The following is a 25,416-nucleotide window of genomic DNA, read 5'->3' as shown; positions in this document are numbered from 1 at the left end:
TCTCCTCTATGAATGGGCGGTGGGCCCGAGTCCGCCGTGCGCCTGCGACCAGGCCGCGGGGTCGGCCAGGAAGTCGGCCCACTCGGCGCGGGCGGCGGGGGTGAAGTCGCCGCGCTGCCGCGCGACGGCCAGCACGTCGTGCCAGGTGGCCAGCGCATGCACGCGCAGGCCGAGCGAGGCCAGCAGCCGGGCGGTGGGAAAGGTGGCGTAGTCGAACACCACGAACAGGTCGGCCACCCGCGCGCCGGCGTCGGCCAGCGCGCGGCAGAAGCGCTCCTTGGAGTGGCCCGCGGCCATCAGGTCGTCGACCAGCAGCACGCGGCCGCCGGCCTCCACCACGCCCTCGACCTGGCTTTGCCCCGCCGCGCGCTTGCGCACGTACTGCAGCGGCAGGCCGAGTGCCTCGGCCATCCACGCGGCCAGCGCGATGCCGCTGGCTTCGCCGCCCGCCACGCCGGCCAGGCCCTCGGTGCAGCCGCGCGCGTGCAGCAGCGCGATGCCGCGCGCCACCAGGTCGCGCCGCAGCGCCGGAAACGAGATGAGCCGCCTGCAGTCCATGTAGACCGGGCTGGCCCAGCCCGAGGGCAGGCGGTAGGGCTCGTCGGTGCGCACCGAGACACAGCCGGCGTCGATCAGGCCGGCGGCCACGGCCATGGCGTCGGGGGAGGCGGAGGGAGCGTGAGCGATCCCGGTGGCGTCCGCGCGTGTCATTGAATGCGCTCCAGCAGCTTGCGCAGGTGCTGCGCGCCGGTGCGGCCCTTGTAGGCGCTCTTCCAGAGCCGCTCGATCATGTCCTCGTGCATGCGCACCGCCTCGGGCGAGGCCGTGACGGTGGCGATGCCGTTGCGCACGTTGGGCAACTCGCCGAGCCGGAACGGGCTGACCGCCAGCACCGCGTGCCTGGCGCTGGTGAACAGCTGGAAGGTGGAGGCCGGCATGGCGTCGTCGATCAGGCCGATCTGCACGTGGTACGGCTCGCTTTCCATCAGCTCGGCGATGCGGGTCACTTCGCGGCGCGCGGCCAGCACGCGCTCGGCACGCACCTTGGCCGGCAGGTCGACGCGCCCGACCAGGCCGGTGTGCACGAAGCGCTCGAGCTCGCGCAGGCCGATCAGGCTCACGATCTGCGGCTTGCGCTTCTCGAAAAAGGCCTTGCGCTCGGCCATGATCTCCAGCATCTTGTCGATGTCCGACACCTTGGGGCCCTTGCCGGGGGAACGCGGCGAGGCTTCCAGCAGCATCTCGCGCAAGTGCGGCAGGTAGTCGTCGGAGGTCAGCAGCAGCGAAATGGGCTCGAAGTGCGCCAGGATGCGGTCGGCGCCTTCCTCGAGCTGGCGCATGCGCTCGAACAGGCCGAGCGCGGTGGCGTAGTACTCCACCTCCACGCCCAGCAGCGAGGCGAGCGAGGTGTCCAGCAGGGCGGCCAGCCGCTCCAGCGTCTCGATCTTGACGATCTCGCCTTTCTCCATGCGGTAGACCACGGCGCGCGAAATGCCGAGCTGCTCGGCCACGTCCTCCGCCAGCAGCGACGCCCCGACGCGGTAGGCCCGCAGGCGGTCGCCGAGCGCCGCGTAGTCGATCGAGGACTTGAATGCGGGTGAAGGTGCTGCTGCCATCTCTTTTTCCTGCTCGGGGATCGAAAAAGTCACTATAGGGACTCCAGCTCGTGGGGTTGCTGCGGCAGCGACCACGCCAGCGTGCCGCCGCCCAGGAAGGGATGCAGGGCCGTGCCATCGGGCAGCGCGATGTCGTCGGGCACCTGCACCGGCTGCCGGCGCAGCGTGAGCGTGCCTTCGTTGAGCGGCAGGCCGTAGAAGCGCGCGCCGTTCTCGCTGGCGAAGGCCTCGAAGCGGGCGAGGGCGCCTTCCTCCTCGAACACCTGGAGGTAGGCCTGCAGCGCGGTCGGCGCATTGAAGATGCCGGCGCAGCCGCAGGCGGCTTCCTTCAGCGTGCGCAGGTGCGGCGCGGAATCGGTGCCCAGGAAGAAGCGCGCATCGCCCGAGGTGGCGGCACGGCGCAGCGCCAGCCGATGGCGCTCGCGCTTGAGCACCGGCAGGCAGTAGTGGTGCGGCCGGATGCCGCCGGTGAAGAGCGCGTTGCGGTTGAACATGAGGTGCTGCGGCGTGAGCGTGGCGCCCAGGCGCTGGCTGCGGTCGGCCTGCACGAAGTCGACCGCGTGCTCGGTGGTGATGTGCTCCATCACCACCTTCAGTGCCGGGAAGTCCGCGAGCAGCGGGCGCAGCGTGGCGTCGATGAACACGGCCTCGCGGTCGAAGATGTCGACGCCCGGGTCGGTGCTTTCGCCGTGCACCAGCAGCGGCATGCCCAGGGCCTGCATGGTTTCCAGCGCCCGTGCGATCTTGGCGATGGACGTCACGCCGAACTCCGAATGCGTGGTCGCGCCCGCCGGGTACAGCTTGGCGGCGGTGAACACGCCTTCTTCGAAGCCTTGCCTCAATTCGGCGGGCGGCGTGCTGTCGCAGAGGTAGGCCGTCATGAGCGGCGTGAAACGCGCACCGCCCGGCAGGGCCGCGAGGATGCGCCCGCGGTAGGCGCGCGCCTGCGCGGTGGTCGTCACCGGGGGCCTGAGGTTCGGCATGACGATGGCGCGCGCGAACGAGGCGGTGGTGTGGCCGAGCACGGCGCGCAGCATGTCGCCGTCGCGCAGGTGCAGGTGCCAGTCGTCCGGGCGCCGGATCGTGAGGGTCTGCGCGGTGCGCTGGCTCATGGCGGTCCGGGTCATTCCAGTTGCTCGAAGGCGTCGCTCAGGGCTTGCGCGCCGAGCATGAAGTCGGCCATGTCCATCGCCTCGCGCGGGTTGTGCGAGCCGTTCTGGTTGCGCACGAACAGCATGCCGCTCGGAATGCCGGCGTTGGCGAACAGCGAGGCGTCGTGGCCCGCGCCGCTGGGAATGACATCGAACGGCACGTCGAGCTTGCCGCAGGCGGTGGCGAGCACGCCGCACAGGCGCGCGTCCATGGTGGCCGGCTCGCTCAGCAGCCGCCGGTCGAACTCGAAGCCCACGCCCCGCTCGCGGCCGATGGCCGCGCATTCGGCGCGCACCAGCTGGTAGAAGGCCTCCAGCGTGTCGGTGCTCTTGCTGCGCGCCTCGAGGCTGAAGCTCACGCGGCCCGGAATGCGCGAGATCGAATGCTCGGCGGCGTCGGTCTGCACGATGCCGGTGGTCACGACCAGGTCGGTGCCGCGCTCCAGCAGCACGCGCCAGTGCTCGTCGATGCGCATCACCAGGTCGGCCACCGCGAACATCGCGTCGTGGCGCAGCCAGCGCGGCACCACGCCCGAGTGCTGGGCGTCGCCGGTGCACACGATGCGGTTGTGCCGCACGTTGCCGCGGATGCCCGAGACCACGGCCAGCGGCAGCTCGCGCGCGACCATCACCGGGCCTTGCTCGATGTGCAGCTCGATGTAGGCCTTGACGCGCGACGCGTCGAAAAGCGGTTGCTGCGCGCGGATGGCCTCGACGTCGGCGCCGGCCTTGCGCATGCACTCGGCCATGGTCTCGCCCGTCGTGCGCTGGCGCAGCGCCAGGTCGGCCTCGCCGATCTTGCCGAAGAGCGCGCCCGAGCCCATGTAGGCCTTGCCGAACCAGGCGCTTTCCTCGCCGCGGAAGGCGAGAACTTCGAGCGGCAGGCCCGTGGCGCGGCCCTCGCGCTGGCGCGCCACCAGGCACAGCAGCCCCGCCACCACGCCGGCCAGCCCGTCGAAGTTGCCGCCCTGCGGCACCGAGTCGATGTGCGAGCCGGTCCAGGCCACGGGCGCGTCAGGCGCACGGGGCAGATCGTCCTGCAGCCTGAACACGAGGTTGGCCGCCCTGTCGGGCGCGGCCTCCAGGCCCTCGGCGCGCGCGAAGTCGCGCAGGTACTCGGCCGTGGCCGACTCGCCCCGGCCGTAGCTTTCGCGGGTGACGCCCACGCCGTCGAACGACAGGGCGCGCACGTCCTCGAACAGCTTCTCGGCCAGCGGGCGCAGTGCCATCAGGTCCATGGCCGCGTCCTCAGCCCGACTGCTGCGCGAAGCGCAGCCAGCGGTCGGACAACTGCCGGTCGAGCCTGACCTGTCCGGTGAGGTCGCGCACATGCGCCACCCCGGTCTCGCGGCAGTGCGCGTCCAGCCCGTCGATGATCTTCTGCATCACGCCCGGGTCGAGGAACGACGCGGTGCCGACCTGCACGGCGCTGGCGCCCGCCAGCATGAACTCGGCCGCGTCCTCGGCGCTGGCGATGCCGCCGCAGCCGATGATGGGAATGCGCACGCTGCGGTAGCACTGGTGCACCATGCGCAGCGCGATCGGCTTGATGGCCGGGCCCGACAGGCCGCCCATCACGTTGCCCAGGCTGGGCTTGCGGGTGCGCACGTCGATCGACATGCCCAGCACGGTGTTGCCCATGACCAGCGCGTCGGCGCCGGCTTCCTCGGCGGCCTTGGCCACCGCGGCGATGTGCGAGGCATTGGGCGTGAGCTTGGCCCAGAACGGATGGCGGGTCTTGCGGCGAATGGCGCTCACCACCTTGTAGGTGGTCTCGGGCGTCATCGAGAAGGCCATGCCGTCGGCCTCCAGGTTCGGGCAGGAGATGTTGGCCTCGATGGCGGCCACCTCGGGCAGCGACATCGCGGCCACGGCGTCGGCGAATTCGTCGACGGTGTCGGCCGAGATCGAGACGATCACCGGCGTGCCGTGGCGCGTGTAGGCGGGCAGCACCTCGCGCCGGTAGTGGTCCAGGCCCTTGCTGGGAATGCCGATGGAATTCAGCATGCCGCCGTGGGCCTCGCTCACGCGCGGCGTGGGGTTGCCGGCGCGGCAGGCGGGCGACACGCTCTTGATGACCAGCGCGCCCAGGCGGCCCAGGTCGAGCGCCTCGCTGTACTCGATGGCGAAGCAGCCCGAGGCGGGCATCACCGGGTTGCGCAGCTCGAGCTCGCCGATGCGCACAGTGAGATCAGCCAAACTCCACCTCCCCGACGACGTCGCGAATGGGAAACACGGGGCCTTCGCGGCACACGCGAAGGAATTGCTTGTCGCCGTCACGGTCGAACAGGCGCACGCACGACAGGCACACGCCCATGCCGCAGGCCATGCGCTGTTCCATGGCGACCTCGCCGCGGGTGAGCGGATGGTCTTGGAGCACGCGCTGCAGCAGCATCAGGATGCGGTGCGAGCCGCAGGTGTAGACCACGTCGTGGTGCGCCTCGCCGAGCAGGCGGCGCACGAGCGTCTCCATGGCCTCGACCGACGAGGAGCCGTCGCTGTCGTACACGCAGTGCACGTCGGCGTCCGCGCCGCGCAGGAACTCGTCGCGCATCAGGTCCTTGGGCGCGCGCGCCGACATCACGGCACCGACCTTCACGCCCGCGCGTGCGGCTTGCTGCACCAGCGGCGCCATGGTGGCCAGGCCCACGCCGCGCGCCACCACCAGGATGCGCCGGGCGTCGGGTGCGAGCCCGAAGGTGTTGCCCAGCGGACCGACGATGTCCATGTGGCCGCCGGCTTCCAGGCTCGCGAGCGCGCGGGTGCCCGTGCCGGTGACGTTGTAGAGAAACTCGATGGTGCCGGCCTCGGGGCCCACGCCGTACACACTCATGGGGCGCAGCAGGAAGGGCTGCAGCCCGGCGGCCGGCGGGCACTTGAGCTGGTAGAACTGGCCGGGCCGGGTGCTGCCGGCCAGGTCGGCATCGGCCCAGAGGCGCAGGTAGCGGTAGCGGTCGTTCACCCAGCGGTGCTCGACCACCTCGCAGCGGTGCGAGGCCACGGCCTGCGCGTTGCGCTGGAAGCAGGCGGTGCGGTCCATGGGAGGGGCAACGGCCGGGGTTGCGGTCGCATTCGCAGTTGCGGCGTCGGTCATTCGAGCTCCTTGCCCTTGAGCTCTGGAATCAGGAACAGCGTGGCGAGCATGTCGAGCAGGTAGATGGCCGCCAGCAGGGCGATCGCCACCTGGAACGAGTACGCCGTGGCCAACGCGCCGACCACCACCGGGCCGAAGCCGCCCACGCCGCGGCCGATGTTGAACAGCACGTTCTGCGCGGTGGCGCGCGCCTCGGTCGGGTAGGCCTCGGACATCAGCGCGCCGTAGCCGCCGAGCATGCCGTTCACGAACATGCCCATGAGCGCGCCGGCCCACAGCATCGACACCGGGTCGGACAGCTGCGAGTAGGTGAGCACCATGGCCACGGCGCCGGTCTGGAACAGCAGGAAGCTGGGCTTGCGGCCGATGCGGTCCGCGAGCTGGCCGAAGACGAAGATGCCGGCCATCATTCCGAGGATGGTCACCGAGGTCCACAGCGCGGACTTGGTGAGGTTGAAGCCCAGCTTGTTCGCCAGGAAGCTGGGCATCCAGATCATGATGCCGTAGTAGCCGAAGTTCTGGACCGCGCACAGCGTGACAATGCCCAGGCTGGTGCGCGCCGTGCGGCCGTCTTTCACGAGCAGGCGGAACGCCTTGGTCTTCGAGCCTTTTTGCGCCGGGCGGCGCACGAACACCTCGGGCTCGTGCAGCTTGTTGCGGATGACCCAGGCCACCACGGCCGGGATCACGCCGATGAGGAACATGCCGCGCCAGCCGATGTGCGGCAGCAGCAGCGGCGTGAGCAGCGCGGCGCCGAGCACGCCTGTCTGCCAGCCCAGCGCCACGTACGACGACACGCGCGCCCGGTGCTTCGCGGGCCAGGCCTCGGCGGCCAGCGCCATGCCGATGCCGAACTCGCCGCCCAGGCCGATGCCCGCGAGCGTGCGGTAGGCCAGCAGGTCCCAGTAGCCCTGGGCGAAGGCGCACAGGCCGGTGAACAGCGCGAACATCACGATGGTCCAGGTCAACACGCGGATGCGGCCGTAGTGATCGGACAGCGAGCCGAACACGATGCCGCCGGCCACGGCGCCCACCAGCGTCCAGGTGACGAGCGAGCCGGCCTGGCCCGGCGTGAGGTGCAGGTCGGCCGAGATGGCCGTGAGCATGAAGCCCAGGATCAGCAGGTCGAAGCCGTCCATGGCGTAACCGATGGCCGAGCCCGCGAGGGCTTTCCAGCCGTAGCCGCTCACCTTGTCGTGACCGGCCGCCGGGGCGCCGGCCCCGGGTGCGGCGGATGAATTGACTCTTGCTTCCACGTCGTCGACTCCTGGCTTTGCGCGGCCTGCCGCGCGGGATCTCTGGCTGGGAAGGTGCGCAAAAACGAAGAGGCCGCGCAACCTTGGGATCTGTTCAAGTTTCGATATTAGTATCTTTTTTAATACTGGTAAAGTTTTTGAGACTGGGACAAACCCGGGTCGACGCACGGCCCGCGGGCACCCCCGGCGCTGTCGCAAAATCACGCCCGGAAACGCATCAATTGCCGCTACCCACGCAACAGCGTTCAGCGAACTCCCCGACACCGACCGCATGCTCCAACTCGATCCTCCGACACTGCTGCTCGCCAACCTGCTGGTCGGCCTGACCCTCGTGCTGGTCGTCATGAGCACCCGCGTGGGCCTGGGCAGCGGGGCGCGCGGCATGCGCTCATGGCTGGCGGGCGACGTGGTGCTGCTGACGGGGCAGGCGGTGATCGCGATCGACGCGGTCGACTTCGGCCGGCTGCTGGCCATTCCGCCGCTCACGCTGTCGAGCGGGCTGGTCACGGCGGGCATCGCGCTGCACCTGGTGGGCATCCACCGGCACGTGCGGCCCGCGGGCTCCGCGCTCAGGCGCGTGCTGCCTTACGCCATCGCCTTCGGGCTGGGCCTGTTCGTCGCGGTCGGCAGCCTGCTGACGGCCGAGCCGGCGTACCGGGTCATGCTGCTGCACGTGGTGCTGGTCGCGATGCTGGTGGTGACGATCGCGCGCGAGCTGGTCCCGGTGCGCCGCTTCTTCGGCGTGCGCATCCTCATGGCGGCGATGGGCTTCGCGGTGGTTGCCAATGTGCTGCTGCTGATCGGCGCGGCGGTGCGGCCCGGGGAGGTGCTCAAGGGCGCCATGCCGGGTCTGCTGATCAACATGGTGATGACCATGCTGACCACCTCGGCCTTCGTGCTGTGGCTGCAGGAAGAGCTGCGCGAAACCCTGCGCCGCGCCGCGCACACCGACCTGCTGACCGGCGTGCTCAACCGCTACGGCGTGCTGCCGCAGCTGCGCCGCGAGCTGGCGCGCACGGCGCGGCAGGGCACGCCGCTGTCGGTGGCGCTGTGCGACATCGACCACTTCAAGAACATCAACGACACGCAGGGCCACGCGGCCGGCGACAGCGCGCTGCAGGCGTTCTCCAGCGCGCTGCTGCGCCACGTGCGCGCGAGCGACCTGGTGGCGCGCTGGGGCGGCGAGGAGTTCCTGCTGGTGCTGCCCGACACGGACGCCGCGCACGCGAAGGCGGCGCTCGAGCGCATGCAGGTGCGCATGGCGGTGGAAGCGCAAGCCTCGGGCGGCGTGACCTTCAGCGTCGGCATTGCCAGCACGACCGACGGTGCGGCCACCGACATCGATGCGCTGCTGGCGCGCGCCGACCGCCGGCTCTACGCCGCCAAGGCGACGCGCAATACGGTGGTTGCGGACTGAGCCTGCAGCCCTCAGCGCATCAGCGCATCAGCGCTTCGCCGGCGCGGCCGCCGGTGCCCCCAGCTGCTCCTTGAGGATGCGCCGGATCTCCAGGATGGCCAGCGGGTTCTCCTGCACGCTGTGCGCCGACGGAATCACCAGCTCCGACACCGCGCCGTCCAGGTGCGCGCTGGCATAGGGCACGATGCCGTCGCTCGACAGCGCCTGCGCCACGCCCGGCGTGTCGTTGCCGATGATCGAGTGAAAGCGCACGCGCGGGTTCATCGGCAGGCCGGAAGACAGCCGCACGAAGGGGTCGCGGTCGCTCAGGTTGTCGATGCTGTTGGGAATGCGGAAGGCGCCCAGGTCCTGCTTGCCCGGTGCAACGCGAATGAGCTCGCGTGAAATGTCGTTCAGCTGCCCCAGCATGGTCACCGGCAGCGTGATCAGGTTGGCCACCCAGCGCGAGACGCGGTTGTTGGCGAACGAGGTACCGCGGTGCGGCGAGGCGATGAAGATGGCGTCGCTCACCTGCGGCAGCGGCTCGAAGCGCAGGTACGGCGACAGCTGCGCCTCCACGCGCTGCTGCTGCGCGCCCTGCATCGGGTAGCTGTCCAGCAAGGCTTCCCAGAGCTTGTCTTCCGACGACGACACCATGAGCCGCGCGAGCACACCGCCCATGCTGTGGCCGATCAGCGTGATGTTGTTCGAGGCCGTGGCCTTGCCCGTGGGATCGAAGTGCGCCAGCGTCTGGCCGAGCGCCTGGCGAATGGCCTGGTTGTTCAGCGGCAGCGGCGCGTTGGTCGGGTAGTAGACCTGCCAGATCTGGTAGCGGCGGCGCAGCGTCTCGTCGCCCAGCACTTCGTTGGCCACGTTGATCCACGCCTCGGGGCTGCTGGCCAGGCCGTGCAGCATGACGATGGTGCGGCGGTCGGGGTCGTAGGGCTGCATCAGGTAGATGCGTGGCTGCGTGAGGCCGTCGGGGCTGCCGAACAGGCTGCGCAGCGCCTGCAGCGCGAAGTCGGAACGCGCGAGCCACAGGCCGTAGCCGGAGGTGAAGTTGGCGGCCAGCGGCACCTCCTGCCCGGCCAGTTGCACGGTGGCGGTGCGGTACGGATCGTAGGCGGCGATGCGCAGCGACCGGGTCTTCAGGATCTCGTCGAGCGTCTGGCCGTCGAACAGCAGCAGCGCGGTGATGGCGGGGAACGGCGTCTCGCGGTACGCCAGCGTGGGCTCTTGCGACGCGTCGTAGGCACGCCTGCTCGCCGAGGCCACCAGCTCGGCGCCGAAGCCGTCGCGCCGGTAGGTGTTGCGCAGGCCCGAGAAGGTGAGCGAGGCGGCGGGAATCAGCTCGTCGGGCAGCGCCGCGTTGGCGGGCAGGCGCAGGGCCGTCACGTCGGAGCCGATGTGCCAGTCGCCAATCTGCGGGACTTGCGGAACCTGCGGCGCTGGCGCTGCCTGCGACTCCTGCGGCTGCGCCCGGTCGGCCGCGCCCGCGCTCTGGTAGGTGCGGTACAGCCCGGTGAGCGCCTGCTGCACGGCGTAGTTGTAGTAGTCGCGCACCTGCGTCTGCCGGTCTTCGAAGGCGCGGTCGCGCGGCTTGCGGGCCGTGAAGAACAGGTAGGCGTAGGCATGGCGCGCGGTTTCGAGCCAGGCGTCGATGGCGGTGGCGGCCGATGCGGGCTCGGCGGCGCTGCCGCCCTTGTCTGCGGCGAGCGCCACTTGCAGCCAGACCTCCGACAGCGCCGACAGGCGCTGCTCGTCGCTCAGGCCCGGCGAGTCGGCCAGCGCATTGCGGCAGGCCGGGCCGTTCTTGCGGCACAGGTCGGCGTCGGAGCCGATCACGCGCAGCACCTCCTGCGCGGAGGTGCTGAGCTTGCCGGTGGTGAGCACGTCGCCGCGGCGCTGCGCGAGGTAGTCGGCCGGCGAGATGGAGCCGACCTTCACGCCGGCGCAGCCCGAGAGCAGCAGGGCGGCACACAGCAGTGCTGGAATTGAGGCGAGGCGCGCGCGCATCACGGCGTCGCCTTCGCGCCCACAATGCCCACAACGCCGGGCATGCCCTGGCGGATCGCCTGCGAGAAGTCGGCGCCCGGCGTCCTGTCGGTCGCAATGGCCCGGTCGGTGATGCGGCCGGCCGCGCGCAGCGCCTCCATGCTGTAGCCCGGCACGAGCCCGCCCACGTCGAAGAGGTAATCGGGCAGGTAGCCCGAGGCCAGCAGCCGGTAGTCCATCGGCAGGCCCGGCACGATGCGCTTGGCCAGGGCGTACACGATGGTGGTGCAGTTGGCGGTCAGCGTGTTGTAGAAGCTGGCCTCGCGCACCAGCGAGTCGCCTTCACCCAGGTAGGCGAGGAACAGCGAGCGCATCTCGGCCTGCGGCAGCTGCACGCGGTACAGGTAGACGTCTTCGCCGCGCACGTTGGTGCGCACGCGAACGATGTCGTGCTCGTCGGCCGCAATGAGGCTGGTCTCGAACTGCTTGAAGAAGCCGCCGACGGACGAGAAGCTCTCGCCGCGCTCCTTGCGGATCTCGATCGAGAAGGTCAGGAAGCGGCCGTCGTCGAAGCCGAAGGACACCAGCGTGTGCGCGATGGCGGGGCCGGTCCAGTACGACAGCGCCACGTCCACCGTGCGCAGGCGGTCGAGGTCATAGCGCCGGGTTTCCCAGCGCGGGGTGTAGTCGGTGTCGCTGCGCCAGTCGAAGTTGCGCACGTTGTCCATGGTGACCACGCTGCCCTCGACGCGCGACCTGACCTGCCGGGCCACGTCGTCGGCCCACACGCGGTCCTGTGCCGGAAGAATGGTGCCCCACCAGCCCAGCAGCAGCGCGAAGCCGGCCGCGTAGGAGAGCAGGGCGCGCCCCGCCCGGCCGCGCCACAGCAACACGAGGGCCGCCAGACCGAAGCCGGCCCACAGCACGCCGGCGCCGATCTTCACCGCGGCGGGGCCGGGCAGCTGGTACCAGAGCGCCAGGCAGGCCCACAGCGAGGTCAGCAGCACGGCGAGCGACAGCAGGAAGCGGCCGAGGTGACGCAGGAGCGTTCGGATCATGGGAAAAAGAAACTGGAAGCTGGAACCCGCCGAGCTTACGACGGGTGCCTCTTTCAACTGAAGCTGCCGCAGCTAAAGCATGTAGGTCACGAGCTTGAAGTCGTGGTCCTCGGGGAACGACTTCACCGAGAACCCGAGCCGGCGCACCAGCTTCAGCATGTCGGGGTTGTTGGCCAACACCAGCCCGTCCATCTCGGCCAGGCCCTTGTCGCGCGCCACGTCGATGATGCTTTCCATCAGCCGCGAGCCGATGCCCTTGCCGCTGAACTCGTCGGCCACCACCAGCGAGAACTCGCAGCTGGTCTGGTCGGGGTTGGTGATGTAGCGCGACACGCCCACGATGCGCTCGCTCTCCAGGATGGTGCCGTCGGGCGACACGCTGCGCTCCAGCATCACGGCCACCAGCGCCATCTCGCGGTCGTAGTCGATCAGCGTGAAGCGCGACAGCATCGACGGCGGCAGCTCGTGGAAGCGCGAGACGAAGCGAAACCACCGGCTCTCGGGCGACAGCCCCTGCACCAGCGCCTGCAGCATCTGCGCGTCGTTCGGATGCACCGGCCGCACGATGTACGTGCCGCCACCGGTGCCCGGCAAAGGCCACTCGCGCCGGTAGCGCGCGGGGTACGGCATGATGGCCAGGTGCGAATAGCCGTTGCCCGCGTGGCCCGAGCTGCCGGCGGCGCCCTGCGAGCTGCTCTCCACCACGATGCGCGCATCGACCGAGATCGCACCCGACTCGTCCACGATGATGGGGTTGATGTCCATCTCGCGCAGTTCGGGCAGCTCGCACACCATTTCCGACACGCGCAGCAGCACGTCTTCCAGCGCCTCCATGTCCACCGCGTTGGCGCCGCGCCATTCGCCCAGCGTCTCGGCCACGCGCGAGCGCTCGATGAGCCGGCGCGCCAGGAACTGGTTGAGCGGCGGCAGCTCCATGGCGCGGTCGTTCAGCAGCTCGATCATGGTGCCGCCCGCGCCGAACACGATGACCGGGCCGAAGGGCTCGTCGGTCACCATGCCCACGTAGATCTCGCGCCCGCGCCGCGCGCGCACCATCTTCTGCACCGTGATGCCGTTGATGCGCGCCTCGGGCGCCAGCCGCGCCACGCGTTCCATCATCTCGACGTAGGTGTCGCGCGCGCCGGTGCCGTTCAACACGTTGAGCGCCACGCCTTCCACGTCGGACTTGTGCGGGATGTCGGGCGAATCGATCTTCAGCGCCACCGGAAAACCCAGCTGCGTGGCGATCATCATGGCCTCGTTGGCGCTGCGCGCCAGCAGCGTGCGCGTGATGGGAATGTGGAACGACGACAGCAGCGTCTTCGACTCCATTTCCGTCAGCACCTTGCGCCGCTCGGCCAGCACGCTTTCGATCAGCAGGCGCGCGCCCTCGATGTCGGGCTTGGCCAATGCCGAGAGCGGCGGCGGCGTCTGCTGCAGCAGCTGCTGGTTCTGGTAGAAGGCCGCGATGTTGCCGAAGGCGCCCACGGCCGCCTCGGGCGTGCGAAAGCTCGGGATGGTGGCGTCGGCCAGCACGGCGCGCGCCTTGCCTACCGACGAATCGCCCATCCAGCAGGCCAGCAGCGGCTTGTTCATGGGGCGCGGAATGTCGGCCAGTGCTTTGGCGGTGGCCGCCGCGTCGGCGCCGGGCTTGGGCGAGAAGATGGCCAGCACGCCGTCGACCTGGCTGTCGGCCGAGGCGGCATCGATGGCCGCGCGGTAGTGCGCGGGCAAGGCCTCTTCCGACAGGTCGATCAGGTCGGTGAGCGAGGCCAGTGGCGGCAGCGTGGGCAGCAGCAGCTTCTGCGAAGGCGAGGAGAGCTTGCCCAGGTCGAGCCCGATCTCGTTGATCCAGTCGGCCGCCAGCACGCCGGGCCCGCCGCCGTTGGTGACCACGGCCAGCCGCTTGCCCACCGGCCGGTAGCGCGAGGCCAGGCACTTGGCGGCCGAGAACAGCTCGACGAAGGAGCGCACGCGCACCGCGCCCGCGCGGCGCAGGGCCGAGTCGAACACGTCGTCGCTGCCCACGATGGCGGCGCTGTGCGTCTGCGCGGCCTCGTTGCCCGCCGGCTTGCGCCCGGCCTTGAGCACCACCACCGGCTTGGCGTGCGAGGCCGAACGCAGCGCGCTCATGAAGCGGCGCGCGTCGTCGATGCCTTCGAGGTACACGATGATGCTGTGCGTGGCCTGGTCGTTGGCCAGGAAGTCGAGCACCTGCGGAATGTCGACCGAGGTGTGCGGGCCGAGCGACACCACGCTCGAAAAGCCCACGCCGTTCTGGCGCGCCCAGTCGAGCATCGAGGCCGTGAGCGCACCCGACTGCGACACCAGCGCCAGCGGCCCGGCCTTGGCCAGCGGGCCGGCCACGCTGGCATTCAGGTGCAGCAGCGGACGCTGGAAGCCCAGTGAATTCGGCCCGAGCAGGTGCACGCCTTCGCGCCTGGCGATCTTGCGCCACTGCGCGGCCTGGTCGGCACCGATGCCGCTGGAGATGACCACCGCCGCCGTGCAGCCGATGCGCCCCGCAATCTCCAGCGCCGCGGCCACGTCGCGCGGCGCCAGGGCAATCAGCGCGAGGTCGGCATGGGTCTGCGAAAGTTCTTCGAGCGTGCCCTTGGTGCGAACGTCCAGAAAGCGCAGCGTGCCGTCGAAGCGGTCGGCGCGAAAGGCCTCGCGCAGCGTGCGGCCTGCCGGCGGCTGGCCGCCCGGGTCGTCCGCGTGGCCGACGAAGGCCACCACGGAAGAGGGCGCGAAGAGCGGATTGAGGAAGTGCTTGTCCATCATCCCCCAAGTCTGCCCTGATCGCGGGCCGCTGTGCAGGGTGGCGCGAATCTTGTGGGGTCGGGTGCTGTCGCGTGTGTCATGACGGATTCAGCGCGCATGGCTATAGTGCAAGCTTCATGCAAAAACGTATCGGCGTGATCTTCGTCTCCCGGCGAAATTCATTGCGCAGCATCCTTGCCGAAGCGTGCCTCGCGCACCTGGACCCCAAGCGGTTCGCGGCCTCTTCCTGCGGTCAACCTGGACAGGTCGACCGCGAATTCCATCCCGCCGCCATCGGCGCCCTGATGAGCGCGAGCATTCCCGTGCCGACCCACGCGCCCCGCAGCTGGGACGACGTGGCGCGCTCGCCCGGCACGCCGGCCGAGTTCGTCATCACGCTCGACGCGGCCACCGAATCGCGCCAGCCGTCATGGCCCGGGCAGCCCGATGCGGCGCTGTGGGCCTACCCCGACGTGGCCGGCGGCGACGATGCCGAAAAGGTCGCGCACGACGCCATCCAGCTGCTGTTCTCGCTGCGGCGCCGGCTGGAACTGCTGGTGAGCCTGCCGCTGCAGGGCGTGGACCGCGCCGCGGTGCGCTCCGACGTGCGGGACCTCGGGTACCTGCGTTAGCCCGGATTCAGCAGGTTCAGCGGGCCGGCAGCGGCGCGTGCAGCCAGGCCTTTTCGGCCTCGCCCACGGGCAGCGTCAGGGCACGTTCAGGCACTTCCCACACGATGGTGCGCGGCGGGTTCTTCGCGAACGAATCACCCGCGAAATAGCTGCGCGCGGCGCCCCAGAAGTCGCCGCCGTCCAGCGCGAAATCGGCCACCCGTGCGCTGCTCGCCAGTTGCAGGAAGGGCTGGAAATTACTGCGCCGCGAAAACGAGGTGCCGAGCAGCGCGGTCGAAGGCAGGGCCGTGTTGCCGAACAGGTCGGTGCTCTCGCTGCGTGTTTCGACCACCGATTGCGTGTCGGTGTCGGGCGCGGGCTTGAGCGACGGTGGCAGGCCGTCGATGCCGGCCAGGCGCACCAGGTCGCCCCAGGCCACATGGTCCTTGCGCGAGACGACGACCGAAGGCACCGGCTCGCCGTCGACCGCATGCATGTCTTTGAGGCGGCGGGCAACGGCCTGCGCGGCGAGCCAGCTGCCGTGCTCGCTCCAGTGGGTGTCGGTGCGAAGGAAAGGCGAGGGCGCGGGTGAGGGTGAGGGTGAGGGTGAGGCCCCGGCCAGCACCGGCGCCAGGTCGAGCACGGAAACGCCGGCCGCTTCGAGCCTCGCGGCCCAGTCGCGCGCCCGCGGTTCGAGCGCCGGCGGGCGTTGCAGGTGGCCGAGGTGCGCGCTTTCGATGCGGCTCTTGTCCGGCACGACGACCACGAGCAGCGCGATGCGCCTTGCCGCGAGCCCGTGCGCGATCTGTTCGACCGCCGCGGCGCGTGCCGCCGCATGCGCGTTGCGCTCCGCAGGCACGCGAAGCTCTTCGTCGAGAAAGAGCCAGTTGCCGTCGCCGCGTTTCACCTCCGGCCCCAGGTCGCGCAGCGCCAGCCAGTTGGCCTCGCGCTGCCAGCGTGCCAGGGCCTCGGTGACCGGCGTGGTGACAAGCGATTTCGTCAACTCGCGCCGTGCTTGCGCGTCGTGCAGCAGCGAGGCGTCCGCACGGTGCAGCACTTCGCCCATGTTCGCGAACGTCGCGACGAAGGCGCTGCCGATGGCGGCCAGCAACACCGCCGTGGTGACCCAGCGCAGGCGTGCTCGAAGGCGGCGGGTGGCGCGCGGCATCGTCAGAACTGGAAGTAGAGGAACGGCACCGTGCCGCGGCTCGCCACCAGCGCCATTGCCAGCACGAAGCCCGCAATGGGCAGCAGGCTGGCCGCCAGGGCGAATGCGGCACCGGCATGCCGCCGGCGGGCCACCACGGCCGGCGCGATCACCCAGGCAATGCCCAGCGCATACGCCAGCAGCACCGGCACGCGAAGCATGTTCGACAGCGCCGCGCCCAGGCCCAGCCCTTGAAGGCCGAACTGCCCGCCCAGCATGCGGCCCGCCGTCGCGAGGTCGGGCGAGCGGAACAGCGTCCAGCCGAGCATCACGAACAGCAGCGTGGCGGCGTGGGCGACCGGCGAAGGCAGCGAAGGCAAATAAGGGCCGCGCTGGCGCCACAGGTGCACCACGCTCAGCGCCGCGCCGTGCGCCAGCCCCCAGTACAGGAAGTTCCAGCTGTCCGCGCCGTGCCAGAGCCCGCCGATGCCCATGGTCAGCATCAGGTTCGTCACCGTGCGGCCGTTGCCTTGCCGGCTGCCGCCCAGCGGCACATAGAGGTAGTCACGCAGCCACGACGACAGCGAGATGTGCCAGCGCCGCCAGAACTCCGCCACGTTGCGCGCCAGGTAGGGCGCATTGAAGTTCTCGGGAAAGCGAAAGCCCAGCATCGCGCCGATGCCGATCGCCATCGCGCTGTAGCCCGCGAAGTCGAAGAACAGCTGCAGCGTGTAGGCCAGGCAACCGAGCCATGCGTCGATGAAGCTCGGCTCGGCCGAGGCAAACACCTGGTCGACCACCGGCGCGAGCGTGTCGGCCACCAGCACCTTCATGGCCATGCCGATCATGAAGCGCCGCGCGCCCCGCGCAAAGCCCGACCACCGCATCGACCGGTGCGCCAGGCGCTGGCGGATCCAGTCGTAGCGAATGATCGGCCCCGCCACCAGGTGGCCGAACATCGCGAGGTAGGTCGCGAAGTCGATCGGGCGGCGCTCCGCCGGAAACCGGCCGCGGTAGATGTCGACGAAATACGAGATCGCCTGCAGCACCGTGAACGACAGGCCGATGGGCAAGGCGATGCGCTGCCACGCCAGCGGCATCGCGCCCGCATGCACGATGGCCGCGCTGAAGGTCTCGACCACGATGTTGGCGTACTTGAACCACGCGAGCACGCCGAGGTTCAGCGCAATCAGCGCCACCAGCACGGCCTTGCGCCGCTGCTGCGCACGCTCCACCAGCAGCCCGCCGCACCAGGCCAGCGCCGTGAGCGCAATGAACAGCAGCAGGAACAGCGGGCTCCACCAGCCGTAGAACAGCCAGCTCGACAGCAGCAGCAGCGTGTTCTTCGCGCGCGCGGGCGTCAGCGCGTACAGCAGCAGGAACGCCGGCAGAAAGACCGCGAGGAATTCGAGCGAGGCGAAGACCACGGGCTGTCAGCGTGCGACGCGGTCCTGCAGGCCGATGAGCCGGCTGGCGTTCTTGCCGGCGGGCACGAGGAAGACGCTGTAGCGCTGGCCGGCCTGCAGCGAACCGAGGTCCACCGTGGCGTCGACCGGCTGGCCGTTGCACGAGGCCTGCACCACCAGCTTCACCGGGTTGATGGCGCGGCGCGCGCTGGCCGATGCGGCCTGCCTGTCGAAGATGGGCACGTTGGCCGGGCTGGACGCGAGCGACGCGGCGGTGCAGCGAGGGTCGGCGTTGTAGAACGCGAGCGAGGCGCGCACCGGGTCGAAGGTGGCGGGCGCCTCGGTGAAGCTGGTGCCGGCGAGCTTGCCGCTTTCGTCGGTCCACGCCACCGTGGAGGCCGAGCCGCCGGCCTTCACGCGCAGCGAAATCGCCAGCTTCTGGTTGGCGAGCTGCCACTGGCCGGTGACGGGCGTGTCGGAGCGCGCGGCCTGGTAGTCGGTGACCGGTGCGGTGGGCGGCACCGTGAGGCTGGCACTGCCGCCAGCGCTTTGGACGACCAGCGGCTGCGCGCCGGCGTTGACGAAACGCACCAGCGCCAGGTCTTGCGCGGGGCCCGTGTCGTACAGGCGGGGCGCCGCGCCGGTGGAAGAGAAGGGTCCGAGCGCACACAGCGCCGCCAGCAGGGGCAGGCGGTTCGCACAGCTGGCGCGGTTCGCGCGGTTCACGCGGCTCACGCGGTTCATTGGCGTGCGGCGCCGGCCGGGCCGGCCGCGCCCGCGCGGGGCAGGGGCAGCCGCATCACTGCCTTGGCAATGCCGTCGCCCCAGGCGCGGTAGCCGTTCGAGCTGAAATGCTGCCCGTCGATGGTCGGCCACTGGCCGCGCCGGGACATCTCCAGCGAATCTATATAGGTGCAGGGCTCCACGTTGGTGGCCAGGAAGCGGCTCACGAGCTCGACGCGCGCATAGGTCTTGCCGTACTTGCCGCCTTCCTGTCCCCACGCCGGGCCGACCCAGGCGCAGCGCGTGCCGGTCGCCGCAATGGCGCCGGTGAGCGCGCCCACCTGCTGCCACACCCAGTTCATCGGGAAATCGGGCTGCTTGTAGGCGGCCATGGTGTCGCCGAGCACCACCAGCACGAGGTCGGGGCGCTCCGCCTGGATGAGCTGGGCCACGGCCGTGGTCTTGCCGGTGCTGCTCTCCACCGTGGGGCGGGTGCCGACGCGTTCGGCGCCGCCGCAGCTGCCGACCTTCGACACCGTCCAGTCGTACGGCAGCACGCCGCACACGCCGATCGAGTGCACCTGCGCGCCCTGGCGCGTCAGGTCGTCGTGCAACGACGAGATCAGGTAATTGGACTGTGCGAGGTGGCTGTCCCCGATGACGAGGATGGAAAGACCGGCCATGGCCGCTGCGAGTGACACCGATATCCCTTTGGTTTGCGAGGCCGGGGAAATGTACCAGCCTCAGCGCTGCACCGCAGCCACGGCCGTGGCCGCGGCCACAGCCACCACCACCGCATCGATCGCCACGCGCAGCCGCGGCAGCATCACCGGCGCGGTGAGCCACAGCGCATGGATCGGCATGTCCGCGGCGACCCGGCCCGCCAGCAGCACCCGCAGGCGGCCCGCGGCCAGGTCGTCGGCGACCAGCCAGCGCGGCAGCAGCCCGAGCCCGCGGCCCGCGCGCACCGACGCCAGGGCGAGCAGGGTGCTGTCGGTGCCGATGCGCGAAGCCGGCGCCAGGTGCATCACGCGCCCGTCTTCGTCCGTCAATGGCCAGGGCACCGGCTGGCCGCGGTGCGTGGTCGCGATCAGCGCGTGGGCGGCCAGCTCTTGCGGGCCGAGCGGCTCGCCATGCTGCTCGATGTATGCCGGCGCGCCGCACAGCACCACCTCCTGCGTGCCGAGGCGGCGCGCCGTGAGGCCCGACACGTCGGGCAGCTCGCCGATGCGCACCGCCAGGTCGATGCCGCGCGCCAGCAGGTCGACGCGCTCGGTGTCCAGCGAGATGTCGATGCCCAGTGCCGGATGGCTGTCGCACAGCGCGTGCAGCGCCGGTGCGATGACCTCGGTGCCGAACAGCGGCGGCAGGCTCACGCGCAGCGTGCCGCTGGGCGTGGCAGCGGCCTGCGCCAGCGAGGCCTCGACACGGGCGATGTCGCCCATCGCGCGGCGGCAGGCGTCTGCGTAGATGCGGCCTTCGGGCGTGAGCGACAGGCTGCGCGTGGTGCGGTCGAACAGCCGCACCTTCAGCCGCGCCTCGAGCCGCGCCACCGTCTTGGCGATGGCCGAGGCCGACAGCGCCACCGCGCCGGCCGCCTTCGCGAAGCTGCCCGCCTCGCAGACGGCCAGGAAGACGCGGATGGGGCCGTTCGGCTCGAGATGGGACATGCGGGAAAGAGGAGAGGCGGGGAGGCGCGATTGCGGAACCCGGCGCGCGGGTGTCCGGAAATCTTATCGTTTTACCTGTGCGCCACGCGTTCCTAGCATCGAAGCCTTCATCCATAACACACACAGAAGGCACCTCGTGGGCACCACCGTCGGCAACAGAAGCTACGCCATCATCGGCGGCACATCGGGCATGGGATTCGCACTTGCGCAGCAACTGGTCGCGCGCGGCGACCGCGTGCTGCTTGGCGGGCGTTCGCGCGAAAAGGCCGACGCGGCCGTGCAAAAGCTCGGCCCGCTCGCCACGGCGCGCACGGTGGACGCCAGGGAGCGCGCCTCCATCGCCGCGTTCTTCGAGGGTGCCGGCCCGCTCGCCGGTCTCTTCACGCCGGGCTCGGTCAATCACTCGGTGTCGTTCCGCGAAGACACGCAGGCGCAGGCCGAGGCCGTGTTCCAGGCCAAGTTCTGGGGCCAGTACTGGGCGGTGCATGCCGCGTTGCCGCACCTGGCGCCCGATGCGGCGGTGGTGCTGATGTCTGGCGCGGCCTCGGTGCGGCCCATCGGCGCGCCGGCCTATGCGGCCTGCAACGCCGCCGTCGAAGGCCTGGCCCGCGCGCTGGCGCTGGAGCTCGCCCCCATTCGCGTGAACTGCGTGTCGCCCGGCACCATCGACAGCGAGCTGTGGCGCCACAAGCCCGCCGAGGTGTACGACGCGGTGGGCAAGACCTGGGAGAAGCTCACGCTCAACCGCCGCCTGGGCACCGTGCACGAGGCCGCGGGCGCGGCGCTGTTCCTGCTGGACAACGCCAACATGAACGGCTCGACGATCTATGTCGACGGCGGCTACACGCTGCGCTGACACCGGAAGAACGCATCGACGAAAAACGGATAAGAAAACGCGAAATCCGGCGTTCCGCGCGCGCGGTGTTGCGGGCCCAATCACGGGTTCCCTTGCTTCCCGCGCCGCACCTTGTCCGCCCCTATCTCCCCCAAGCGCCTCGGCTTCTTCAGCCGCCTGCTCGACGACGCCACCGCCAGCGAACGCTACCGCCTCGTGGCCGAGCAGATCGCCCATGCCGAAGCACACGGCTTCGATTCCGCGTGGGTCGCGCAGCATCATTTCCATGAACACGAGGGCGGCCTGCCGTCGCCCTTCGTCTTCCTGGCCTACGTGGCCTCGCGCACGCGGCGCATCCGCCTGGGCACGGGCATCGTCACCTTGCCGCTGGAGAACGCGGTGCGCGCGGCCGAAGACGCCGCCGTGCTCGACCTGCTCTCGGGCGGCCGGCTCGAGGTGGGCGTGGGCACGGGCGGCACGCCCGAATCGTTCGCGGCCTTCAGGCTCGACGGCAACGACCGCTCGGCACTGTTCGCGCGGCAGCTCGACGCGGTGCGCGCCGCATGGGCGGGCCAGCCGCTGGCCGGCGGCGACACGCTGTACCCGGCGGCTTCGCAGTTGCTCGGCCGCATCTGGCAAGCCACGTTCTCGGTGAGCGGCGGTACGCGGGCAGGGCAGGCGGGCGACGGGCTGATGCTGTCGCGCACGCAGCCGCGCCCCGTCGATGCGCTCGGCGCCACGCTCGCGGACATCCAGAACCCGATCGTCGATGCCTACCTGGCCGCGTTGCCGCCCGGCCGCGCGCCCCGCATCGTGGGCTCGCGCAGCGTGTTCGTGGCCGACACCCGCCAGGAGGCACTGCGCCTGGCCGACATCGGCCTGCGCCGCTCGGCCGCGCGCTTTGCCGCATCGGGGCAGGCCGGCCTCGCCGACCGCGCGGGGCCGCACGCCTCGCTCGAACAGCTCATTGCCGCGTACGACGTGCATGTCGGCGCGCCCGACGACGTCATTGCCTCGCTGCGCGCCGACAGCACGCTCGCGCGCGTGACCGACCTGGTGTGCCAGGTGCACTCGGTCGACCCGCCGCACGAGGCGATCCTGCGCTCCATCGAACTGACCGCCACCGTCGTTGCGCCGGCCCTGGGCTGGGTGCGCGACGCGGCGGCCGACCTTTCACCTCCACCACTTCTCAAGGCCGCATGAACGCCGTTGCTTCTTCTCCTGTTCCGGACGTGATCGACCAGCTGGTCGGCATCGCGCCCGGCGATTCCCTCGACGCCATTCGCGCCCAGCGCGGGCAGGCACGCACGAATGCGCAGCACAGCTACCTGTCGCTCTTCGCACCCACGCCGCCGGTGTTCGGACATTTCGAGATCGCCGACCGGTTCGCCCTGGCCGTGTTCGTCGCCGGGCTGCACGGCCAGGCCGACGTGGCGCACTTCTATGCAGAGCGCCATGCAGAGCGGCTGGCCGGGCAGGGCGCACGCGCCGGCGTGGCCGATGCCATTGCGGCCGAGGTGAAGCGCGGCACCACGCAAGGCCCGTACGGGCGCTATCCGTCGGGCCCGCTGAGCGCCGAGGACACCGCGGGCCCGTCGTATGCGGTGGGCGACGCGCAACGCGAAGCGCTGGGAGGCCGGCTTGCCGCCGCCCTGGCGCACGCGCACCTGCTCGTGTTTCACCCGCGCGACGCGAGCCCGGCCGCGCTGCAGGCGCTGCTGGCCGCGGGCTGGACGAGCACCGAGATCGTGACGCTGTCGCAGCTCGTGTCTTTCCTGGCCTTCCAGATCCGTGTCGTCACCGGCCTGAAGGCACTGGCGCAACGCCCCGCAACCTCCATCGCCTGAACGCCATGACGACCGAATCGACCCTGACGCACCCCGACAACGCGCACCCCACCGCCTTCACGCAAGCCCAGCTCGAATGGCTGCCCTGGCTGGCGCCGCTGCCCGAGGCCGAACTGACCGAACGCCATTTCGCCGGGCTGGTGGACGCATCGCGTGCCAAGTCGCCGTACTTCCGCCTGCTGGCGCGCGACCCCGACATCCTGCGCACGCGCACGCTCACCGACAAGGACATCTTCTACAACCCCGAGGCCGGCCTGCCGCGCGCCGAGCGCGAACTGTCGGCCGCGGCGGCTTCGCGTTTCAACGGCTGCATCTATTGCGCGTCGGTGCATGCGCGTTTCGCCTCGCACTTCTCTCACCGCACGCAAGACGTGCAGCGCCTGCTCGACGAGGGCGTGAGCGCCGACCTGGGCGAGCGCTGGAACGCCATCGTCGCCGCGTCGGTCGCGCTGTCGGCCACGCCACCGGCCTTCGGCGTGTCGCACATCGACAGCCTGCGCGCGCAGGGACTCGACGACCTCGCCATTGCGGACGTGATCCACGGCGCGGCCTTCTTCAACTGGGCCAACCGTTTGATGCTGTCGCTGGGCGAGCCGCAGGCCGGCGCCGTTGGCCAGTAACGGGCTGGCGGTGCGACCTGCGGTAGCGCATGCCGATACCGCCCGTCTTCGGCCACCGGCATGCCGCGGAAATGAAGGATGCTCGGGCGTCTCCCGAGAATTCCGACACTCCCGACATTCCCGAAAAATCCACACAGGCCGATCCCATGAACGTGGTCCTCGTACACGGCATCTTCAACAACGGCGCGGTCTTCAAGCGCATGGTGCGGGCGCTCGAGGCGGCCGGCCATCGCTGCTGGACGCCGTCGCTGCGGCCGGCCGACGGCCGCACCGGCATCCATGACCTGGCCTGCAAGCTGAAGGCGTACATCGACGCGCATCTGGCGCCCGACGTGCCGGTGGCGATCGTCGGCTTCAGCATGGGCTGCATCGTTGCGCGCCAGTACATCCAGGTGCTGGGCGGCATGGCGCGCACGGCCGCGCTCTTCGCCATCGCCGGGCCGCACGACGGCACCGTGCTGGCCTACGCCTACCCCGGCCAGGGCGCGCGGGACATGCGGCCGGGGAGCTCGTTGCTCGAGAACCTGAAGCGCACAGAAGACCGTCTGGACGGCCTGGAGCTCTTCGTGTACTGGACTTCGCTGGACGTCACCATCGTGCCGGCCGCAAGCAGCAACTGGCGCCTCGGGGCCGGCAGCCTCGATGCGCGCGCGTGGCTGCATCGGCTCATGCCGGGCAATGCGAAGGTCTGCGCCGACATCACGCGGCGCGTGTGCGCGCTGTGACTTCGCGCCGCTGCCGCAGCGGCGCGGGGCTCACTCCAGCGTGAACCCGATCTTCAGCGACACCTGCCAGTGCGCGATCTTGCCGTCGACCACGTGCCCGCGCGTTTCGGTCACCGTGAACCACTGGATGTTGCGCACCGTCTCGTGCGCCTTGGCGATGGCGGTCTGCACGGCGTCCTCGATGCTGGTGGGGGAGGAGCCCGTCAGCTCCAGCGATTTGTAGACGTGGTTGGACATGGGGTGGGTCTCCTTGGCATGGATGGACGAAAGGGGCCGGGGCCCCGGAAAACATCGTAGTCCTGTTGGCTCAATGCACGAAGCCGCCTTTGACGAAACGCACGGGTTCGGCGTCCATGCGGGCGATGAGCGCGCCCAGGCCGTCCGCCGGCAGGGCGCGGGCATCGGCGCGGGCGGGCGGGTCGGTGCGGCACAGCAGGTCGTCGTCGCTCCACGCACCCTTGCCGGGCTCGCCGCGCGCGCGCAGCCAGCCGTCGCGGTCGACGATCAGCTGCGTGCCCGCGAGCCGGTCGGTCGCGGCGATGAGCGAGAAGGCGGACCAGGCCGCGGCGGAGTCGGCCACGCAGTCGCCCGCGGCTGGCGCGGTTGCCGCCTGCAGGAACACGGTGACCATGCGCGGATCTTCGAGCGGGCGCTCGCCGCCGGCCGCGACGATGCGCAGGCGCTGCCCGCGCCAGCTGCTCAGCAGGCGCGGTGGCCGGCCCTTGCATTGCACCGTCACGTCGGGCGGCGCGATGGGCTGGGTCCACAGGCCGGCCGCGCGCAGGCTTTCGCCGGCGCCTTGGGCCTTCATGAAATCGATCAGCGCCCAGGCGTCTTCGTCGCGCAGCGCGGCGCCGAAGCCCGGCATGGTGGGCGCGCCGCGCCGGTCGCGCATGCCGTTCAGCACGTGCCAGAGCACGTCGCCATCGGCGCGCCGCCACAGCAGCGGCCCCGAGAGATTGGGCGGCCACACGGGTTGCGACGCGGCCAGCGGGCCCTGGCCGCGCCCGTCGGTGCCGTGGCAGGCCACGCACTGTGCCGCGTAGAGCACGCGCCCGCGCTCGATGCTGTCGGCGGTGAAGCCCGTGGGCGACTTCTGGAAGCTCGTGGGGTACGCGGGCACCAGCACCACGTGGGCCTCGGGCCAGGGCGCGGCCACGGCCAGCAAGGTGGCCAGCCCCACCAGCCCCACCAGCCCCACCAGCCCCACCAGCCCCACCAGCCCCATCAGCCCGATGCGGCCGCGGCGCCACGCCAGCGCAAGCAGCAACACCAGCACCGCCGCCGCGACCAGCAGCACCGTGAGCCCGAGCCGGCGCGCCTGGCCGAGGTCGATCAGCAGGTTCTCGCCCGACAGGCGCTGCGCCCACGGCCAGGCGGGCTGGCCATGCGCGTGCGCGACCAGCCCCAGCGCGTCGAGCAGGCGAAGCAGTTGCAGCTGGGCGCCTTGCAGCAGGCCGATCAGCAGGTTGAGCCAATCGGCTTCGGGGGCGCCGTTCATGG

Annotated in this window: 24 protein-coding genes; 7 read left to right on the top strand and 17 right to left on the bottom strand. The window is 70.6% G+C overall.

Annotated features, from left to right (window positions below; all coding sequences use genetic code 11):
- Positions 1 to 6: 6 nt before the first annotated feature.
- The 7 genes from BM013_RS01715 to BM013_RS01685 are packed head-to-tail and all read right to left on the bottom strand — an operon-like array spanning position 7 to position 7,117.
- Positions 7 to 711 (bottom strand): orotate phosphoribosyltransferase, encoded by a 705-nt coding sequence (locus BM013_RS01715; RefSeq protein WP_093122017.1) that lies wholly within the window; start codon positions 709 to 711, stop codon positions 7 to 9.
- A complete protein-coding gene (locus tag BM013_RS01710; RefSeq protein WP_371279624.1) occupies positions 708 to 1,649 on the bottom strand; it encodes a helix-turn-helix domain-containing protein in 942 nt (313 codons plus the stop codon). The genes BM013_RS01715 and BM013_RS01710 overlap by 4 nt, the downstream gene beginning before the upstream one ends.
- On the bottom strand, positions 1,649 to 2,743 hold the full coding sequence (pyrC, locus tag BM013_RS01705) for a dihydroorotase (protein WP_256221352.1): 1,095 nt from the start codon (positions 2,741 to 2,743) through the stop codon (positions 1,649 to 1,651). The genes BM013_RS01710 and pyrC overlap by 1 nt, the downstream gene beginning before the upstream one ends.
- Positions 2,740 to 4,005 carry a hydantoinase/carbamoylase family amidase gene (locus BM013_RS01700; RefSeq protein ID WP_093122009.1) on the bottom strand — a complete coding sequence of 422 codons (1,266 nt, stop codon included), beginning with the start codon at positions 4,003 to 4,005 and terminating at the stop codon, positions 2,740 to 2,742. The genes pyrC and BM013_RS01700 overlap by 4 nt, the downstream gene beginning before the upstream one ends.
- A gap of 10 nt (positions 4,006 to 4,015) precedes the next feature.
- Complete coding sequence (locus BM013_RS01695) at positions 4,016 to 4,966, bottom strand: dihydroorotate dehydrogenase (RefSeq protein WP_093122006.1); 951 nt, start codon at positions 4,964 to 4,966, stop codon at positions 4,016 to 4,018.
- The gene (locus BM013_RS01690; protein ID WP_093122004.1) at positions 4,959 to 5,807 is read right to left on the bottom strand and encodes a dihydroorotate dehydrogenase electron transfer subunit; all 849 of its coding nucleotides are present in this window, start codon (positions 5,805 to 5,807) and stop codon (positions 4,959 to 4,961) included. The genes BM013_RS01695 and BM013_RS01690 overlap by 8 nt, the downstream gene beginning before the upstream one ends.
- Before the next feature lie 50 nt (positions 5,808 to 5,857).
- A complete protein-coding gene (locus BM013_RS01685; protein ID WP_177206490.1) occupies positions 5,858 to 7,117 on the bottom strand; it encodes an MFS transporter in 1,260 nt (419 codons plus the stop codon).
- A gap of 271 nt (positions 7,118 to 7,388) precedes the next feature.
- On the opposite strand from BM013_RS01685, the gene BM013_RS01680 reads away from it, so the two are divergent.
- Positions 7,389 to 8,534: a GGDEF domain-containing protein gene (locus BM013_RS01680; RefSeq protein ID WP_093121998.1), complete on the top strand. Its 1,146-nt coding sequence runs from the start codon at positions 7,389 to 7,391 to the stop codon at positions 8,532 to 8,534.
- Positions 8,535 to 8,561: 27 nt separating this feature from the next.
- Here BM013_RS01680 and BM013_RS01675 read toward each other — a convergent pair whose 3' ends face one another.
- From BM013_RS01675 to BM013_RS01665, 3 genes are all read right to left on the bottom strand, one after another.
- On the bottom strand, positions 8,562 to 10,529 hold the full coding sequence (locus BM013_RS01675) for an esterase/lipase family protein (protein ID WP_093121996.1): 1,968 nt from the start codon (positions 10,527 to 10,529) through the stop codon (positions 8,562 to 8,564).
- Entirely contained in the window at positions 10,529 to 11,566 is a 1,038-nt protein-coding gene (locus BM013_RS01670; protein ID WP_093121993.1) for an Lnb N-terminal periplasmic domain-containing protein, read from the bottom strand. The genes BM013_RS01675 and BM013_RS01670 overlap by 1 nt, the downstream gene beginning before the upstream one ends.
- Before the next feature lie 72 nt (positions 11,567 to 11,638).
- Entirely contained in the window at positions 11,639 to 14,347 is a 2,709-nt protein-coding gene (locus tag BM013_RS01665; RefSeq protein WP_093123298.1) for a bifunctional acetate--CoA ligase family protein/GNAT family N-acetyltransferase, read from the bottom strand.
- Between the two features lie 119 nt (positions 14,348 to 14,466).
- Between BM013_RS01665 and BM013_RS01660 the strand changes: the two genes are divergently transcribed.
- A complete protein-coding gene (locus BM013_RS01660) occupies positions 14,467 to 14,961 on the top strand; it encodes an arsenate-mycothiol transferase ArsC (RefSeq protein ID WP_093121991.1) in 495 nt (164 codons plus the stop codon).
- A gap of 16 nt (positions 14,962 to 14,977) precedes the next feature.
- Here BM013_RS01660 and BM013_RS01655 read toward each other — a convergent pair whose 3' ends face one another.
- The 5 genes from BM013_RS01655 to BM013_RS01635 are packed head-to-tail and all read right to left on the bottom strand — an operon-like array spanning position 14,978 to position 19,886.
- Positions 14,978 to 16,108: an alginate O-acetyltransferase AlgX-related protein gene (locus tag BM013_RS01655; RefSeq protein ID WP_093121990.1), complete on the bottom strand. Its 1,131-nt coding sequence runs from the start codon at positions 16,106 to 16,108 to the stop codon at positions 14,978 to 14,980.
- 2 nt (positions 16,109 to 16,110) lie between these two features.
- Complete coding sequence (locus BM013_RS01650; protein WP_093121987.1) at positions 16,111 to 17,514, bottom strand: MBOAT family O-acyltransferase; 1,404 nt, start codon at positions 17,512 to 17,514, stop codon at positions 16,111 to 16,113.
- Positions 17,515 to 17,520: 6 nt separating this feature from the next.
- On the bottom strand, positions 17,521 to 18,237 hold the full coding sequence (locus BM013_RS01645; RefSeq protein ID WP_093121985.1) for a hypothetical protein: 717 nt from the start codon (positions 18,235 to 18,237) through the stop codon (positions 17,521 to 17,523).
- Entirely contained in the window at positions 18,234 to 18,917 is a 684-nt protein-coding gene (locus tag BM013_RS01640; protein WP_218152689.1) for an SGNH/GDSL hydrolase family protein, read from the bottom strand. Before BM013_RS01640 ends, BM013_RS01645 begins: the two co-directional genes overlap by 4 nt.
- Positions 18,918 to 18,959: 42 nt before the next feature.
- The gene (locus tag BM013_RS01635) at positions 18,960 to 19,886 is read right to left on the bottom strand and encodes a LysR family transcriptional regulator (RefSeq protein ID WP_093121980.1); all 927 of its coding nucleotides are present in this window, start codon (positions 19,884 to 19,886) and stop codon (positions 18,960 to 18,962) included.
- A gap of 136 nt (positions 19,887 to 20,022) precedes the next feature.
- On the opposite strand from BM013_RS01635, the gene BM013_RS01630 reads away from it, so the two are divergent.
- The 5 genes from BM013_RS01630 to BM013_RS01610 all read left to right on the top strand — a co-directional run bounded on the left by BM013_RS01630 (position 20,023) and on the right by BM013_RS01610 (position 23,913).
- The gene (locus BM013_RS01630; RefSeq protein WP_218153625.1) at positions 20,023 to 20,742 is read left to right on the top strand and encodes an SDR family oxidoreductase; all 720 of its coding nucleotides are present in this window, start codon (positions 20,023 to 20,025) and stop codon (positions 20,740 to 20,742) included.
- Between the two features lie 111 nt (positions 20,743 to 20,853).
- Positions 20,854 to 21,924 carry a putative FMN-dependent luciferase-like monooxygenase gene (locus BM013_RS01625; RefSeq protein WP_093121976.1) on the top strand — a complete coding sequence of 357 codons (1,071 nt, stop codon included), beginning with the start codon at positions 20,854 to 20,856 and terminating at the stop codon, positions 21,922 to 21,924.
- Entirely contained in the window at positions 21,921 to 22,568 is a 648-nt protein-coding gene (locus tag BM013_RS01620) for a CMD domain protein (RefSeq protein WP_093121974.1), read from the top strand. Before BM013_RS01625 ends, BM013_RS01620 begins: the two co-directional genes overlap by 4 nt.
- A 5-nt stretch (positions 22,569 to 22,573) precedes the next feature.
- Positions 22,574 to 23,188: an alkylhydroperoxidase domain protein gene (locus BM013_RS01615; protein ID WP_177225403.1), complete on the top strand. Its 615-nt coding sequence runs from the start codon at positions 22,574 to 22,576 to the stop codon at positions 23,186 to 23,188.
- A gap of 146 nt (positions 23,189 to 23,334) precedes the next feature.
- Positions 23,335 to 23,913: an esterase/lipase family protein gene (locus BM013_RS01610; RefSeq protein WP_177225402.1), complete on the top strand. Its 579-nt coding sequence runs from the start codon at positions 23,335 to 23,337 to the stop codon at positions 23,911 to 23,913.
- A gap of 30 nt (positions 23,914 to 23,943) precedes the next feature.
- Here the strand turns inward: BM013_RS01610 and BM013_RS01605 are convergent, their stop codons facing one another.
- A complete protein-coding gene (locus BM013_RS01605) occupies positions 23,944 to 24,150 on the bottom strand; it encodes a dodecin (protein ID WP_093121970.1) in 207 nt (68 codons plus the stop codon).
- A 70-nt stretch (positions 24,151 to 24,220) separates the two neighbouring features.
- Complete coding sequence (locus BM013_RS01600) at positions 24,221 to 25,414, bottom strand: c-type cytochrome (RefSeq protein WP_093121968.1); 1,194 nt, start codon at positions 25,412 to 25,414, stop codon at positions 24,221 to 24,223.
- Positions 25,415 to 25,416 lie beyond the last annotated feature (2 nt).

Origin of the sequence: Variovorax sp. OK605 (assembly GCF_900115445.1) — a bacterium.
In the GTDB taxonomy this organism is placed as follows: domain Bacteria; phylum Pseudomonadota; class Gammaproteobacteria; order Burkholderiales; family Burkholderiaceae_C; genus Variovorax.
The sequence above is the reverse complement of the archived record's forward strand: the minus strand, read 5'-3'. Positions and strand labels throughout refer to the sequence as shown.

Bases quoted from the DNA above. Each gene is read 5' to 3' on its own strand.
- BM013_RS01715 (WP_093122017.1), bottom strand. From the start codon at position 711: ATGACACGCGCGGACGCCACCGGGATCGCTCACGCTCCCTCCGCCTCC.
- pyrC (WP_256221352.1), bottom strand. From the start codon at position 2,743: ATGACCCGGACCGCCATGAGCCAGCGCACCGCGCAGACCCTCACGATC.
- BM013_RS01700 (WP_093122009.1), bottom strand. From the start codon at position 4,005: ATGGACCTGATGGCACTGCGCCCGCTGGCCGAGAAGCTGTTCGAGGAC.
- BM013_RS01690 (WP_093122004.1), bottom strand. From the start codon at position 5,807: ATGGACCGCACCGCCTGCTTCCAGCGCAACGCGCAGGCCGTGGCCTCG.
- BM013_RS01680 (WP_093121998.1), top strand. From the start codon at position 7,389: ATGCTCCAACTCGATCCTCCGACACTGCTGCTCGCCAACCTGCTGGTC.
- BM013_RS01675 (WP_093121996.1), bottom strand. From the start codon at position 10,529: ATGCGCGCGCGCCTCGCCTCAATTCCAGCACTGCTGTGTGCCGCCCTG.
- BM013_RS01670 (WP_093121993.1), bottom strand. From the start codon at position 11,566: ATGATCCGAACGCTCCTGCGTCACCTCGGCCGCTTCCTGCTGTCGCTC.
- BM013_RS01665 (WP_093123298.1), bottom strand. From the start codon at position 14,347: ATGGACAAGCACTTCCTCAATCCGCTCTTCGCGCCCTCTTCCGTGGTG.
- BM013_RS01660 (WP_093121991.1), top strand. From the start codon at position 14,467: ATGCAAAAACGTATCGGCGTGATCTTCGTCTCCCGGCGAAATTCATTG.
- BM013_RS01655 (WP_093121990.1), bottom strand. From the start codon at position 16,108: ATGCCGCGCGCCACCCGCCGCCTTCGAGCACGCCTGCGCTGGGTCACC.
- BM013_RS01645 (WP_093121985.1), bottom strand. From the start codon at position 18,237: ATGAACCGCGTGAGCCGCGTGAACCGCGCGAACCGCGCCAGCTGTGCG.
- BM013_RS01635 (WP_093121980.1), bottom strand. From the start codon at position 19,886: ATGTCCCATCTCGAGCCGAACGGCCCCATCCGCGTCTTCCTGGCCGTC.
- BM013_RS01620 (WP_093121974.1), top strand. From the start codon at position 21,921: ATGAACGCCGTTGCTTCTTCTCCTGTTCCGGACGTGATCGACCAGCTG.
- BM013_RS01615 (WP_177225403.1), top strand. From the start codon at position 22,574: ATGACGACCGAATCGACCCTGACGCACCCCGACAACGCGCACCCCACC.
- BM013_RS01610 (WP_177225402.1), top strand. From the start codon at position 23,335: ATGAACGTGGTCCTCGTACACGGCATCTTCAACAACGGCGCGGTCTTC.
- BM013_RS01605 (WP_093121970.1), bottom strand. From the start codon at position 24,150: ATGTCCAACCACGTCTACAAATCGCTGGAGCTGACGGGCTCCTCCCCC.
- BM013_RS01600 (WP_093121968.1), bottom strand. From the start codon at position 25,414: ATGAACGGCGCCCCCGAAGCCGATTGGCTCAACCTGCTGATCGGCCTG.